Genomic DNA, 14,915 nt, shown 5'->3' with positions numbered 1-14,915 from the left:
CTTTGACGCTTTGTCAAAGTTTGGCTGATTATGACTCGAACGTATAAAAGATAGCGGGAAAATTTAAGCTTTATTTTACGTAAATTTAACATTTGAATTGTATCTGTTTGTGAATGGATGAGTTGCTAAGAAAACAGAATGGTTTCTTCATATGTATCCCTCTTTTGTTACTTCGGGGAGATTAAAATCAGGAAGAACACTCACATAGCGATCGCCTATCAGCGGGCACTTAGCGGTTTACAATTAGCGATCGCACTTGCTGGTGATTTGGATTCCCTGGGGCTTTACAAGCTAAATCTTGCAACATCTTTGTCGAAGACATAGCTGGAGAGGACTCTTTTAACGTCCTAATCGTTAAAACCTGCGGCGGAGAAGCGTCTGGAGGATAGAGAAAGTCAACTTGCACCAAACGCTGGTCGGAAGGAGGCATCTTGATCGTTACCAAAGGTTCCCCCTGTTGCCCCCGTCGTTGGAGCAGATGTACGTAGCGAGTCTGAGGGAGTCCGGCATCATCGTTGTAGCGAATTTGAACAGTACCCCGGAAAAACACTTGGTTGCTGGGGGGTTCTAAAAAGCGCAAGCCACCTTGGTTTTCATCTTGTTTGACAGGTGTCTGAAGTGCTAATGTTACCGTCTGAGTCTTACTGCTGCGATTCAGCAAGGGCAAGGTAAGGCTATATTGCACTCCATAGTTACCGTGAGCAAAGTAGGCCGTGTCTGGATAACGCACCAGCATTCTTGCACTCTGACTTTGAGTTGTACCCAATTGACCGCCAGGAAGGGTACTCAGTCCATAGGAAAAGGCTTGTCCGGGTGCAGGGATACTTAAAGAGCGGGCATTAGGACGATCGGTTAACTTCGCTTGCCATTGAGAACCTTGGGCAACGCCTGCAACACGACCATAGATGATGCGATCGCTGGTATCGTCAGGAGGAGTTGGAGCGCGATCGCGTGGCCCTGCTAACTCCCCTTTATCCAATAATTGCTGCCATTCTTCCAAAGTGGGGGGGAGTTCGTTCCTCTGTGCATCAACCGATGCAAAACGGGCGAGACTGGCGGCGTAAACTAACCTATTACTGTGCAAGCGAATTAAGGTTGAGCGACCATTCAGTGGGGGTTCCAAGGTACGGACGGGAAGGGGTAGATTTAACAACATCTGGCTTTGCTTGGGGGGAATCACCAAGCGGGAGGGAAAATTAACTTGCCGCCGTCCCCGCAGGATATCATTCATAACGCGATCGCCTGGGCCTGCATAAATAGTACTATCAGGATTCTCGACAAACGACGGCAACTCAATAAACGGCGCATCCGGTTGACTCAAGTAACTCGCTGCTTGCAAAATATCGACTTTGACTGGCTTCGTTCCTGGATTGTACAAAATAATTCCCAAGTAGAGAGTTCGCAAATCCTCCGGTGTTGGGGGTTTAGCAATATGGTGAGCGAATACATCAAAGCGTCCCTTAAACGGAAAATTTAAGTGCGCCGTTGGGGTACTTTTCCCGTCGGGAGGAAACGTGGAGAGTAAAATCCCCTCTTTCTGCACAAGTTCAGGGCTGTTGCTGTTGAATACAGGAACATCATCCAGGTTTCCAGGTAGTACCCGCACTTGTTGCGGCTGTACAATTTCTACTGGGGGTGTTGGTGGAGTGACTGGCGTTGGGGTAGCTTGAGCAAGGGTAAAAATTGGCAAAAACGGCAGCATAGATGGATAGCTGTTGATTTACTCGCAAATACATTACGATACAACGATTAGAATCAGCTAATTCTTTTGTGCGTGGGGTTGAGCCTGCGGGCATACAGACAAAGAGCGATCGCTCCTACAGCAACCCAATGCTAATCTAGTAGACCTCTTGAAGAGCATTCCTTTCCATCAAATTCTGGGGCAGGTGTCCCGCCTACTCCACAAGAAAAAATGGCTTTTGTGGGATGGGCATCTTGCCCGTCCTAGCTATTTTAGCTAGAGGTCTAGTGAAAAAAACATCTACCCTGACTGACTCGTTATGGAGAGTTACCGCATTGTCTCAGAACTAACTGAGCAGCAAATTTCCGAGTTGACAGACTTGTATCAAAATGAATTCTGGAGCCACAACCGAACCCAGCAAGATGTGGCGAAGATGCTAGCAGCTTCGGATATTATTATTGGCTTGGTCGATGAGTGCGATCGCCTAATTGGTTTCCTTCGCGTCTTAACCGATTTTGTCTACAGAGCAATTATTTTCGATGTCATCGTTAAGCCAACTAACAGAAACCAGGGTTTAGGTAAAACGTTATTAAACTCTGTTGTTCATCATCCTCAATTGCAAGGTGTGGAGTATTTGGGTTTGTATTGTCTGCCGGAGATGGTGCCCTTTTACGAGCAATGGGGCTTTACGGCTGAAATTGGCGAAATTCAGCTGATGCTCCGCCCCCATAATCCTCAATTATCTGATTAACGTTTACTGGGTAGCAGCCTTGACACATCTGCGTGCATGAGTGCAATGTCTGGATCGCGTTGAATCGCTTGAAAGTAACGCTGCTGTTGCATGGTTCCCTCTTCTGCGGGAGAAATCAAGGAACGAACTTCGGTTAACAGTTCGTTTGCTCTATCCAAGGTAATTGGCTCTTTTGCACTTAAAGCTTCATCAATCTGGACGATAAATTGAGAAAATGGACGTAGCCAGCTAAACCATTCATCTTGGATTACGAGCTGAAAGAATTCTCCCTTAGACTGAATGCGTCCGTGTAAGCGTTCGTAACTATCTCGTTCTGAGTTGAGTAGTGCCTTATGGAGACGAAGCAGTGCAGCACGTACCTCGCGCAGGCGTTGGAATGGAAAGTCGAGAGGAGGATTGGCTGAAGACATGGATCAGGATTGCGATCGCTACTCTTTTGATCTTGCCATATTGACTCTACAAGGGTGCGATCGCACCTCTTCTCCTGGCGCTACAGAGTCTGTGATAGCGATAACCTGATTGACTAGACTTCCTGCATTAATCAGGAAACGCCCCCTAAATCCCCCAATTTTGAGGGACTTTAATTATCTTTTTCCCCTCAAGGTTAAGGAGTTAGGGGAGCAACTCAGCCAATTTTGCGTAAGTCCTGAAGTTTCATCTGCGCGAAATGTTCGAGCAGCAGGCGATGGATAAAGATGTAACCGCCGCCAACTTTTTGCATGAAGATGCGTTCGGCGGCATAGTCGAGAAAACGGGCATAATTCCAGGGGATATAACCATTTCGATAAAGGATGAGGCGCAAGATGAAGTGTTGGATGCAAGCTTTACCACCTCCAAAAATTAGCCCAGAAATCAACCCAAAATTCAGCCCGGAAATCAGCCCAGAAATCAACCCAAAAATCAGCCCAAATATCAGCCCAGAAATCAACCCAATGATTAATCCCATAATTCCAGCATTCCTAGCTGTTCTATAGATACCTTGATTGGGAATTGTTTTTGTCGCTATTGCTGAGCTTTTTATTCCACCAAACAGCCCGCCAAACAGCCCGCCAAACAGCCCAAACATCAGCCCTAAAATCAGCAAACCCAACAGCCCAAAAGTCAGCCCATAAATCAACCAAGAAATCAATCCTAAAATCAGTCCAAACATCAGCCCACGAATCAGAGAATTCTTGGCTTCTTTCCAAGACCATTCCAGGATTTCTGTTGTTTTTATTCCTGCCCTACTCGGTACAAAAAACAGCCCATAAATCAGCCCAAATCTCAGTCCAGAAATCAGCCCAGAAATCAACCCATAACTCAGACCCAAAATCAGCCCACCAATCAAGAAACTTCCCAGCCAAAGCATTCTTTTACCTTTACCCTGCAACCATGTAGGCTGCATTCCCTCGATGAAAAATACTGTTTGCGACTGCTGAACCATCCTTTGCCCCAGCCAAGTCAGCCAACGTATGGATTGAGCGTCCGAATATCGTTGCTCAACCTTGAGGCGAGTAGGGCGATGAAACATTCGCTCAATGTAGGTATCAAATAGCTGCTTACGCCGTTCTTCTACAACTTCAGTTTTCGGCAAATCTTCAACAGCTACTCCTTCATAAGCCAGAACCATAATATTGAGCATTAAGGGGGACTTAGCTAACTCCTGTAGCGCCGTATCCCCTTCAATCAACGCTCTCAACCCTGTCAAATCACCACTAATCCTGCCTAAGTAATGACGCACTTGTTCCAGAGTGAGCGCCCTTAAATAAATTGCACTTTCAAAATTGAGACGGTTAGAGAGGGCTGAGTAGTCTTGAATGCGGCTGCAAACCACCATTTCGGGAGCATAATTTTGATGGAAATCATTCAATGCCGCTACACAACTATCTCGATGCTCTACGTTCACTTCATCCAAACCATCCAGCAGCAACAACAGTTCCTGTTTTTCCACCCAATCCTGTCCAATTGGCTTAGGAATCTGATATTTACTACTAAGTTCCGCTACTAACCAATCCGCAATCGCCTGCTTCTTACCCGCCCAAGACGAGAGGTTAAATACTACAGGAATGCGATAATCTAGACCCTGCTCGGCACGGTTAACTAAGTCGCGAGTGAGTTCCAGTAATATAGTAGTTTTTCCCGCCCCTGGTTCACCTAAAATCAACAGCGTTCGCCCCTCACCCAACTGGTCAAAAATAGAAATAACTTTAGTCCCCTTGGGTAGAGCTTTTTGCGCCTCATCAGTCGTTTCTAATTCCATGTTCCAGGAAGAAACTACAGCATCAGCGCGTTCCTCCAAACCCAGTTCTATCAATACTTGGTCATGCAAAGAGGTTTCTAAAACACCTTCAACCCAGAACTTCCTGACTTTATTCAGGAGGGCTTGGCGATTTTTTACCTGCTGTGGTGTCAGGCGACGTAACCGCATTTCAGCGTCTTCTCGCTCTGTTTCTACCCGACGACTGGTTTGGATGTATTCTCGATGTAGAGCTGTTGCTTGGGGTTGCTTGCTTTCCCCCTCGGCTAACCATTGCTCTGCTTTTTTTAATTCGCTACCCCGCAACAGGTAACTCTTATTACGGCTTTCTTTTTCCCATTCTCTAGCCTGCACGAGTAAGTGAGTATGTTCTCGGACATAGCTCAAATCTGTTTCAATGGCACTGATGAGCTTGCGAAATGCACCATTAAAATCATCTTCTTTTCGGAAAAAAATCCAGTTGATACGAGCTAACTCTGGATGAACGTTGTCGTATCCTACATCCTGCCGCACGATTGGCACCAGCCGTTTACCGTGCTTAATTGCATGGTCGAGTTCCTCGCCGCAGACAACAGAAGAGGTAGAATTAGCGCTGATAATAAAAACAAAGTTATTCGCCGCTTCAATTCCCCGATAAATCTCTTGTCGCCAGTCCTCGGCAGGCGGAATATCATTCCAATCCACCCAAATCTTTTGGTTCGCTTGTGTCAGCGCTTCACACAATTGGCTGACGAACTCCTTATCTTTACGGGAGTAAGAAATAAAAATATCGTAATCATCCCGGCTTTGGACTGGACTGGAAACCGAAGAGTCACCGATGCTCATGCAGCCCTCCGCATCACGCTCTGTGCAAAGTTTAATCACTCATGCAGCCCTCCGCATCATGCTCTATGCAGAGTTTTATCGATGTAGGCTGCTTTTCCAACATGAGTGTAGATGATGCGATGGTCGCTACGCGAACCGCCGAAGGCATCGCCTTTTCTCCGACGCCCTAACTTCTCCCAATTGCACGCAGCACTTAGGCAAAATCGGCTGAGTAGCCCCCCTAACCCCCCGTCGAAACTCAGTTTGGGCGGGGTAGTCGAATACTATCAAGTCCCGTAGAAAGTCTAGTTCGGTCAACTCCTTGGAGACGGATGACCCAAGCCCAGTTCAGCCATAAGTTGCTCGTGAGAAATATTACTGCTTCGCTCTTGCCTACGCTCCTGCTTCATCTCACCATCAGGAATATCAGCAAGGGTTAACACAGGTAGGGTCAATGCTTCTTGAAACGATTCAAGGTCTCTGGTTAATTCTTCCAGCGATCGCCCCCAAGGTTCAACAGCATTTTCCGTGCATCCGAGAATAGAGCCGTCCTCTGCATAGAAGACTTCACGGATGATGTAATCACCGTTTGCTTCTCGAAAGATACGGTAGTTCCAGGCTATCATCACACATCCTCCTGTTTGCCACGAAAGAAAAAAGCGTTACCCTGTTTCTCACCAATACGCTGGATTTCTACGATAAGTACCTCTTCATCAACATTGTAGAGAACTCGAAATTCGCCGAGTCTTAATTCCCATGCGGCAAGGTTATTGAGTCGCATTTGCTTGCGATTACGAGTTTCGACTGTTGGTTCATAGCGCAATTGCACATTAATACCATCTACAATTTGTTGTTGCTCGTGCCTCTTGAAACACTTGAGGTCTCCAACTGCCTGTGGTGTGTATTCGATTTCATACATGGGTTGTCTGCAAATAGTAGGGTGGGCAGCGCCCACCCCAATTCCTACACCTTAAACTTCTCGGTAATCCGCTTCATCGCCTCCTCCACATTTTCCCGACTATTAAACGCCGAAATGCGGAAGTATCCTTCACCCGCAGCACCAAACCCAGAACCGGGTGTTCCCACCACGTTGCAGGTATTCAGCAATTTATCGAAGAAGTCCCAACTCGACAAACTATTGGGCGTTTGCAGCCAAACGTAGGGCGCATTCACACCCCCATACACAGCTATTCCGGCTGCCGTCAGTTGCTCCCGAATAATCTTGGCATTTTCCAGATAGAAACTAATCAGTGCCTTGATTTGCGCCTGTCCGTCCTCCGAATAAACCGCCTCAGCCCCTCGTTGCACGATATAGGACACCCCATTAAACTTGGTAGACTGGCGGCGATTCCATAGCTTCCACAGTTCTACATCCGAACCATCGGCGGCTTTTGCTGTCAATGTCTTTGGCACCACTGTCAGCGCACAACGGGTTCCGGTAAAGCCTGCATTCTTCGAGAACGAGCGAAACTCGATCGCACAATCTCGTGCTCCTTCAATCTCATAGATAGAATGAGGAAGCTCCGGATCAGTGATATACGCTTCGTAAGCCGCATCAAAGAAAATGATCGAACCATGCGCTTTAGCATAGTCCACCCATGCTTTCAGGTGTTCCTTCGTCGCGGTTGCTCCCGTAGGATTATTGGGGAAGCACAGATAAATCAAATCGACTTTCTGGGAAGGAATCTCCGCTGTAAAGTTGTTCTCTGCGGTGATGGGCAGATAGACTAAACCCTCAAATTCGCCCTTTTCATTCGCCTCTCCGGTATGTCCTGCCATCACGTTGGTGTCTACATACACGGGATAGACAGGGTCAGTAACCGCGATCGTGTTATCGTCACCAAAGATGTCGAGGATGTTGCCCGTGTCGCACTTTGAACCATCGGAAATAAAGATTTCGGACGCATCCACCTCACATCCCCGTGATTGGAAATCGTGAGCCGCAATTTTCTCCCGTAACCAAGCATAACCCTGCTCTGGGCCATAGCCTTTGAACGAAGTGCGATCGCCCATTTCTTCCACCGCTTTGATCATGGCAGTGCGGCAGGCTTCTGGCAGTGGTTCTGTAACATCGCCAATACCCAGCCGAATGATTTTCGCCTCAGGATTTGCTTCTGCAAAGGCATTAACCCTTCGACCAATTTCAGGAAACAGGTAGCCGGCTTTGAGCTTTAGGTAATTATCGTTAATGGTTGCCATGTTGAATCGCCATGAATGCCGTAAAACAGCTTACTGCCAATCGCTGCCTTACGAGTCAAGGAGATGTTTTTACTTCAAGCGGTATCTCGTCGGCGTCGGGTATTCTCCTGCTCCTTTGACTCTGCATCAAATTTGTTGGTCAAATCTTGTGCGAAAACTTCCGTATTTAATCCAATATTGTTTTAGGTTATGGTGGGGAGTGTGCAAACTAGCTTTGGCTTGATAAAGAATGACTTGGCGATGATCGCCCATCCAAATCTTGCCAACTGAGCCGACGGAAATCACCGTTCCCCCCAATGCCATAGTGTATTCGGTAAATCGTTCCAGTGCTGAATAATCCACAGTCTCAAAAATAAAAAAGTTTCCTGAGCAAATAACATGACGACTGCGAATCCAATATTGCAACTTTTTTTCAGCAATAGGTGGCAACATTTCAACAGGGGTAAGCATAAGACTCATGTTTGAGCACAAGCAACGTCAGAAGGAGTTTAGGGTTTCTCGGTAAACCCGAAGCTTGTCCGACTATTGGGGAGCCGAAGGTTGGGAAAAATTACACTGAGACCTACTTGGCATCGCAAAATACCAACATTGAGCTACGATGCTATATCATGAAAACTACTCATTGAAAATTTTTTATTGCCTTAAAACTAGGAGTAAGTTCATCACTAAGTCCCCCTGAAACAAAAGAATCTCATATTGGAGTAAGGAAACTGGTAAGAAAACGGTAAAGAAATCGGAAAGAATAATCAAATTAACAAAATTTTACGTTTTGTTGTATTTATTTGAGAAAAATAAAATCCAATTAAGATAAAAAGATTTCTTCTTTAATCAAGAGCGAGATGTGGGGGACAAATTCTCGTAAAATTATAATGGGTGTTCCATACTCACAGCCTTTCACAATTCAGCATGTTCCAGGATCTGGAACACTCTCGAACGTTGCGTGTTATTCTTCCAAAACCTCTAGGCTATGAGGATTCTTCTGGTCGAAGACGATGTGTACCTTGCAGAAACGTGGGCAGAAGCCCTGTCAGACCAGCGTTACGTAGTTGATGTTGTACATGATGGAGAAGCTGGATGGCATCAAGCTAATGCACTGGATTACGACTTGTTGGTACTGGATGTGATGTTGCCAGAATTGGATGGAATCAGTCTTTGCAACCGCTTGCGATCGCACGGATACAACCAGCCGATTCTCATGCTCACCGCCTGTGACACGATCAGCTCTGAAATTAACGGGTTAGATGTCGGGGCAGATGACTATGTGGTCAAACCCGTCGATTTACAGAAACTCTTTGCACGCATTCGAGCGTTGTTGCGTCGGGGCAGTGTTACCTTATCACCCATTCTAGAGTGGGGGGACTTGCGCCTCAACCCCAGCACCTATGAAGTCACCTATGGTCGGACTCCCATCCACTTGACCCCCAAAGAGTATGCCATATTAGAATTACTCTTGCGAAATGGTCGCCGCGTTCTCAGTCGTAGTGTGATGATCGAACATGTATGGTCGTTAGAGTCGCCTCCAGAAGAACATGTCGTCAAAGTTCATATCCGGGGGGTGCGCCAGAAGCTGAAAGCAGCCGGAGCCTCTGAAGATTTGATAGAAACAGTGCACAGCATGGGCTACCGTCTTCATCAGCCAGATTGCCAAACTGACCCAGCCAAGTGTTAATCAACCATTAATCACTTCAAAGACCCACAAATTATCTGCACCACTGCAATGATAGTTTCGTATCCAGGAATGCGTTTTTGTTAGACACTGTTGGGAGCAAGTTGTTGACTACCAAGGATTCTAGACAGGTGAGGTAACATCATTGGATTGTCGGGACTTCTTGAGCAAAACTTTCCCGTTTTTCAAACCGCAGCGGACCAAAGGTAGACCCCCAAACTTGCTGGTGTGTATTGACATCCATACCCTTGTCTAGGCTCACCCAGGTTGTTTCTGTGAGTTCAACATAGCTATCCAGGTAAGTCTGGCAACCATTCTTCTCGATTAAGCAACGGTTCCCAGGTTCTACACTTCCTCGAAATCGCTCACCGTCGCGCTTAAAGATCATCGAGCAGTGATAGCGGCGCTCAAGGCAATCTGGAGTAATGGTTTTAAGAATAGTTAAGTCCCGTGCGGCTCCGGCGTAGTAAAGAGCATTTTTTAAACCATAGTTTTCGATATAGATCTGATCGCCCTGAGCGACCAATCGATGCACACCTTGGCGATAAGGTCGCCATAAATCGTAATCGTAAACTTGTTCTGAATAGAGTCCAATTCCAGAAAAAAAATCAAAGGGCAATGGACGGAAAAAAACATGAATATGGGCGTAATCTTTAGAATTTTCAAACGCCTGCTTATAGTTGCTGAAATCCCCAGCCATCCAACGAGCCAGGGTGACTAAATCATTAGATATTGCTTCAGCGGGATGGGGCGGATGGGGTGACATAGAGATGAAATCAAATCAATTATCAATCGATAAAGCTGAAAAATATACAGGTTGAAATGCTCAAAGAGCTGAACTGTTGAATCTTTAAATCATTCTTAGCTGTTTTGACGAATCTCTGAAGAAAATGAGGCCGTTACAACACCTGTCCCAGCACTAGTTTTGATTAGAGATACTCGACAACGCACATTGGGGTTGACAAACCAGATTTTTTCTTCAGCCGCAGCTCGTTCATAAGCCGTAATGAGCACAAATGTACCGTCATCTGTTAGGTAATAGTCACCCACCGCTGCGATCTCTTCAGCATAGCCTTGATCACGCAGAAGTTTGCCCCGATTACTCTGCGCCGGATCGGGAATAGGAACCAGGATACAAGTGCCTTTGACCGCTTCATTCTCATCCCAGTCTGATTGCCCTTCCCAACTCATCCGAAAGGGTGAAACGGCGAACTCTGGGTCCATGCTGTACATTTTGCACAGGTCAATCACCGCCAGGTCATCGATTGAGAGGGAAACAATATCGATCTCAGACTGTACTGCTTCAAAATGACCAAAGGCTAAATGATGAGCGCTGCGTTGCGATCGCCAACGCCCAATCGAATTGGCAACAAACTCCTTAATGTCCATCAACTCTTCGGTTTCCGTTTTGATCGTTGTCCCTGAGTACCGTTCGCCGGTTTTGTCGCCTGACGAGTGTTGGTCGAGTTTTTCGGTTGCTGAGGCTGGGGCGGTGGCGAGATCGATTCAGTCTCCTTGGGTGAAGGTAGAACCTCGCCGGAATGAGGGGGGACAGTAACACGAGTAACTTTGCCACCCAGGCGATGAATACCCTGAATCGTTTGGGAGAAACAACTATAAGGAATTGTGATGGTGTACATTCCCATCCGCATCATCTCTGGATGACAGCCTCCCGTCACTTCAATTGTCACCCGGCGACTCGTGTAGTCACTGAGATCAGTGGTTCCAGGAGTAATGATTGCGCTTGCCATACAAATCACCTTAATTTTGAGGCTTCATTTATTAGTAATCCAAGCCAAAATACCCAATCTCTTTGAAATTGGGCACTTGCAGAATCAACAACTTAATTCTGCAAGCGCATCTACATACATCTAAGGTGCGATCGCTCTTTAAGGCGAAACCTCTTAGGCCATCACATTATCCTAAGCCGAATGTCACTGACTTAAGAACATTCCTAGCTCACCAACCAACCCTTGTGCAGGGGGTCTCTAGGTAGGCACGTGCGCTAACGCGCCCCGCTTCGCTATCGTCCCCCAGTGGGGGGTTTGGGGGGTTTCCCCCCAAACTGGGTTTTTCCCAAACAACGATCACTTTTCCCTTAAGTCAGTGACATTCCCTTTAAGTCAGTGATATTCATCCTAAGCCACTTCAGTCACACGGAGAATTTTGCCACCCGTCTTCTGAATATTTTGGATCTTCTGAGATAGCTGGCTATATCCCACTTCAAAGGTAGTAACACTTTGGGTGACACGAGGCCCATAGTTAACTTGGGAAACCGCAACACGGAACCGCTTACCCGTATTGCTATAGACACCGGAAGACCTCGATGGAGCAACAATCTTGGTCGGCAAATTACCGCCAATGTCACTGATTAGCTTTGCCGATGTACCCACATCATTGGCGGCAAATCCTCGCATCAAAGTGAATGAGCGGTTAAAGCCAACATTCTTAATGCCGGGTTGGGTGCGATTGCCACGGGCAGAAGGCACTAAATGCTCGCCAAAACTCCTGATATATTCGTCGCTGTCAATATAGGAGTTGATTTCAGCTTCGTAGCCCTGTTGATGATAAATTTGTACATGCTGCGAAATTTCTGCTTGGTCTTGGGGCGCACGACCCAGAAGATGTTTAAAGTTCAGTTCGATGAAACGGTAGGGGGAAGAGGTTTCAAAGCAACGGGAGCGGTATAAATCCGATTGAGCGACAGCTCGAACAAAATTCCTAACCGTAATATTGCCATTTCGCAATAGAGACTCTTCACTAGTCAATCGTTGGCTATCGAGTACATGAGCATTACCTAAGACTTGTCGATAGACTGCCCGGATGATGGCTTGCAGATCATCTTCGGTAGCGTTGGAGCGCAGTTCAAGGGATTCAGATTCAATCCAAAGAGCCATATTCAATACCTCCTAAAACAGGTTTGTGGTCAAGGTTTATCAAAAAGCGGGAAATTCAAACAGACAATTTCAATGGGGTGAGCATTGCTCACCCAATCACAGGGTTAGGCAATTTCGGTAATACTGACGATTTTGCCGGAAGTGCGGTTAATTCGTTGGATTTGAGGGGTCATCTTGCTGGCGGGAACAATATATTCAGTGACACTGATCCGCCGGGGGCTGTCAAATTTTGACCCCGACACCACAATTTTGAACCGTTTTTCGGTACCGGAGCCAATCACTGCTGCCGAGGAGGGTTTAATCGCATTGGCACTGTTGGTGGCAACTGCATAGACAAGCTGCGACGCTTGAACAGCGCTATCAACTTGAGCCGGTCCCCGATCCAGTGCAAACATCCGGTTATAGCCCACCTGCTTGGGGTTTGCCTCGCTGTTCTTGCCCCGATAGTAAGGCACAATATTTTCACCAAATGCAGCTTGATATTCGCTGCTGTCGATGTAGGAATCGATTTCGGAGTCGTAGCCTTCGGCGACACAGCGCACAATATGCTCAGACAGTTCTCTTTGATCCTGAGGTGCCCGACCGAGTAAGTGTAGAAAGTTGAGTTCCACAAAGCGGTAGGGAGCACAGGATTCAAAGTAGCGGGTACGGTAAAACTCCGACTTGGCAACAGCACGGACAAATTCCCGCACGGTGATGGAGCGATCGCACAACTGGGACTCGGCTGTCACCAATCGCTCACTCTCCATGACATGAGGATTGCCTAGCACTTGCTTGTATACTGCACGGATGATCATTTGGATTTCTGCTTGATCACTCGTAGACCATAATTCCAAAATTGTAGAAGATGCCATGAAAACCTCTTTCCTCAAAGTTTGTAAGCTTGAAGCTGAATCTACACAGATGTGATGCTGGCAATTACACCACCCTGCTGGTGGATTCGTTGGTATTCCTGGGAGAGTTTGTCGTAAGGCACTAGGAACACCTGATTAGCGCGGCGGAACTTGGAGACATTGTTGAAGGTTTTTGCCCGGTAGCCTGTGACTTCAATGCGATAAACTTTGCCACCAGAGCTGGCATCCACACCCTGACGACTGCGGGAACCAAGGGGGGGTGTCCGGAAGGTCGCACCTTTTCCAGCCGGCGAAATCACGGCTGTGGGAGTGCGCTGAATGACCAGAGCATTAAGCTTGGGACTCTTACCCGCTAAATCGCCCTTCAAGCTGCTACTGGCAGCACCCCGCACCAACTGAAAGGTGTGGGTAAACTGCACCATGCTCTGGCAGGCATCTGTTTTATATCCCCGGATGTAAGGAACAAAATTCTCTCCAAAGGTAGTTTGATACTCATCGCTGTCGAGGTAGGAATCGATCTCTGCCTCGAAGCCTTGGGTATCCAGAATAGTACTGTGCATCCGCATTTCTTCCAGATCTAAGGGTGGACGACCGAGTAGATGCCGGAAGTTGAGTTCGATCGCCCGATAGCGAGCACAACTGGTGAAAAAGCGGGAACGATAAAGCTCTGACTTAGCTACGGCGCGGACAAACTCTCGCACACTCAATTCACCCCGCTTAAACTGGGATTCGGGGACAGTTAGACGCTCACTTTCCATCACATAAGCATTCCCCAGTACTTGCCTATAGACTGCCTTAATAATAGTTTCGGCTTCTTCTAGTGAGCGACCGGGTACCCACTCAATGGGAGGGGTTTCATCAAACAGGCTGACCCCAAGGCGCGAAGCTGGTCCAAAAGGCATTACACGGTACTCCTAGTTAACGAAAGATTTTAAGAAGTTGTATCAAGATGTAAACAAATCTCAGGTCGCTTACCCAGCTCCACCAACAACTGCATGAATCGGCTGAGTAGACCCATTGCCAGTCTTAATCAAGATAGTACTGACTTTACAGGCGTTCAAGCCATTGAGGCATTTTATACGCTTTGTTATGACTGATTTTCTTATAGGGGAGCAATTATGAATGTCAAGATTTGTAAATCTTAACAGTAGGGTGCAAGCTGAGAGAACAGCGAATTAAGGATTGAAATGGGTCAGCCTCGCACTGTTTTATTCACAAATTTTTAAAGTGTGCCAGTTGTCAAGCTACTGTAACTTTTGTTAACTTTAAGGCAAGAGGCTAGACAACACAAACATTGCAAAACACTAAAAGAGAGTAGAAGCTATGGAAATCCCAATGGAGCTTAGCATAGAGCAAAAATTCAACCTCAAACTTTACGAGGAGCAGATTAAGGCATTAAGTCCCGAGGAATCTCAGAAATTCCTGCTGGAGGTACTGCGTCAATTAATGGTCAAAGACAATATGCTCAAACATCTGCTCAAGCAAAGTTAAGTGAAGATCGAGAGTCTAAGGCAAAAAAAAGTAGATTATCCTCCGATTTCGCTCCTCAACCCTGTCCAGCAATCCTTAAAATCCATCATCCTCATCCCCAGTCAGGCCATGCTAACTGGGGATAATTTTTAGGGTGTTAAGGATTGTTACTTTGTTTCTCATAACTGAGACGGAGGTCGGCATCGTCTTTTATGGTCTTTATTGTCTTGTTCGACAAACAAGCAAAAGTTTTTAAAGATCACTCGTTTTTAAGGAGAGCGAAATGCTTGACGCTTTTTCTAGAGCTGTAGTTTCAGCCGATGCCAGCACCTCTGTTGTCGGTGACATTAATGCCCT

The 14,915-nt window shown here is 46.6% G+C and carries 16 protein-coding genes; 3 read left to right on the top strand and 13 right to left on the bottom strand.

Going from position 1 to position 14,915, the window contains the following annotated elements; genetic code table 11:
* Window positions 1–229: 229 nt before the first annotated feature.
* On the bottom strand, window positions 230–1,702 hold the full coding sequence (locus V6C93_RS07265) for a DUF3370 domain-containing protein (protein ID WP_333475986.1): 1,473 nt from the start codon (window positions 1,700–1,702) through the stop codon (window positions 230–232).
* Between the two features lie 298 nt (window positions 1,703–2,000).
* Between V6C93_RS07265 and V6C93_RS07260 the strand changes: the two genes are divergently transcribed.
* A complete protein-coding gene (locus V6C93_RS07260; RefSeq protein ID WP_333475985.1) occupies window positions 2,001–2,432 on the top strand; it encodes a GNAT family N-acetyltransferase in 432 nt (143 codons plus the stop codon).
* Here V6C93_RS07260 and V6C93_RS07255 read toward each other — a convergent pair.
* The 6 genes from V6C93_RS07255 to V6C93_RS07230 form a co-directional block, all read right to left on the bottom strand.
* A complete protein-coding gene (locus V6C93_RS07255; protein ID WP_333475984.1) occupies window positions 2,429–2,842 on the bottom strand; it encodes a hypothetical protein in 414 nt (137 codons plus the stop codon). The two genes, V6C93_RS07260 and V6C93_RS07255, sit on opposite strands and share 4 nt — an antisense overlap.
* Window positions 2,843–3,057: 215 nt before the next feature.
* A complete protein-coding gene (locus tag V6C93_RS07250; RefSeq protein WP_333475983.1) occupies window positions 3,058–5,493 on the bottom strand; it encodes a TIR domain-containing protein in 2,436 nt (811 codons plus the stop codon).
* Window positions 5,494–5,786: 293 nt separating this feature from the next.
* The gene (locus tag V6C93_RS07245) at window positions 5,787–6,098 is read right to left on the bottom strand and encodes a hypothetical protein (protein ID WP_333475982.1); all 312 of its coding nucleotides are present in this window, start codon (window positions 6,096–6,098) and stop codon (window positions 5,787–5,789) included.
* Window positions 6,098–6,391 (bottom strand): hypothetical protein, encoded by a 294-nt coding sequence (locus tag V6C93_RS07240; RefSeq protein WP_333475981.1) that lies wholly within the window; start codon window positions 6,389–6,391, stop codon window positions 6,098–6,100. The genes V6C93_RS07245 and V6C93_RS07240 overlap by 1 nt, the downstream gene beginning before the upstream one ends.
* 44 nt (window positions 6,392–6,435) lie before the next feature.
* Window positions 6,436–7,671, bottom strand: a complete 1,236-nt coding sequence (locus tag V6C93_RS07235; RefSeq protein ID WP_333475980.1) for an LL-diaminopimelate aminotransferase — start codon at window positions 7,669–7,671, stop codon at window positions 6,436–6,438.
* A gap of 126 nt (window positions 7,672–7,797) precedes the next feature.
* A complete protein-coding gene (locus V6C93_RS07230) occupies window positions 7,798–8,130 on the bottom strand; it encodes a CpeR family transcriptional regulator (RefSeq protein WP_349262637.1) in 333 nt (110 codons plus the stop codon).
* Between the two features lie 508 nt (window positions 8,131–8,638).
* On the opposite strand from V6C93_RS07230, the gene V6C93_RS07225 reads away from it, so the two are divergent.
* A complete protein-coding gene (locus V6C93_RS07225) occupies window positions 8,639–9,340 on the top strand; it encodes a response regulator transcription factor (RefSeq protein ID WP_333475978.1) in 702 nt (233 codons plus the stop codon).
* A 139-nt stretch (window positions 9,341–9,479) separates the two neighbouring features.
* Here the strand turns inward: V6C93_RS07225 and V6C93_RS07220 are convergent, their stop codons facing one another.
* From V6C93_RS07220 to V6C93_RS07195, 6 genes are all read right to left on the bottom strand, one after another.
* The gene (locus tag V6C93_RS07220) at window positions 9,480–10,103 is read right to left on the bottom strand and encodes a chromophore lyase CpcT/CpeT (protein ID WP_333475977.1); all 624 of its coding nucleotides are present in this window, start codon (window positions 10,101–10,103) and stop codon (window positions 9,480–9,482) included.
* 95 nt (window positions 10,104–10,198) lie between these two features.
* Complete coding sequence (locus V6C93_RS07215) at window positions 10,199–10,726, bottom strand: phycobiliprotein lyase (protein WP_333475976.1); 528 nt, start codon at window positions 10,724–10,726, stop codon at window positions 10,199–10,201.
* Entirely contained in the window at window positions 10,726–11,088 is a 363-nt protein-coding gene (locus tag V6C93_RS07210; protein WP_333475975.1) for a phycobilisome linker polypeptide, read from the bottom strand. The genes V6C93_RS07215 and V6C93_RS07210 overlap by 1 nt, the downstream gene beginning before the upstream one ends.
* A 387-nt stretch (window positions 11,089–11,475) precedes the next feature.
* Window positions 11,476–12,234, bottom strand: coding sequence for a phycobilisome rod-core linker polypeptide (locus V6C93_RS07205; protein WP_333475974.1), 759 nt, complete (start codon window positions 12,232–12,234; stop codon window positions 11,476–11,478).
* A gap of 104 nt (window positions 12,235–12,338) precedes the next feature.
* Complete coding sequence (locus tag V6C93_RS07200) at window positions 12,339–13,088, bottom strand: phycobilisome rod-core linker polypeptide (RefSeq protein WP_333475973.1); 750 nt, start codon at window positions 13,086–13,088, stop codon at window positions 12,339–12,341.
* 41 nt (window positions 13,089–13,129) lie between these two features.
* On the bottom strand, window positions 13,130–13,990 hold the full coding sequence (locus V6C93_RS07195; protein WP_333475972.1) for a phycobilisome linker polypeptide: 861 nt from the start codon (window positions 13,988–13,990) through the stop codon (window positions 13,130–13,132).
* Between the two features lie 421 nt (window positions 13,991–14,411).
* On the opposite strand from V6C93_RS07195, the gene V6C93_RS07190 reads away from it, so the two are divergent.
* Entirely contained in the window at window positions 14,412–14,579 is a 168-nt protein-coding gene (locus V6C93_RS07190; RefSeq protein WP_015184559.1) for an NblA/ycf18 family protein, read from the top strand.
* Window positions 14,580–14,915: the final 336 nt, after the last annotated feature.

The organism is Allocoleopsis sp., from assembly GCF_036703385.1.
Lineage (GTDB): Bacteria > Cyanobacteriota > Cyanobacteriia > Cyanobacteriales > Coleofasciculaceae > Allocoleopsis.
This window is presented reverse-complemented; position numbering and strand designations above follow the sequence as displayed.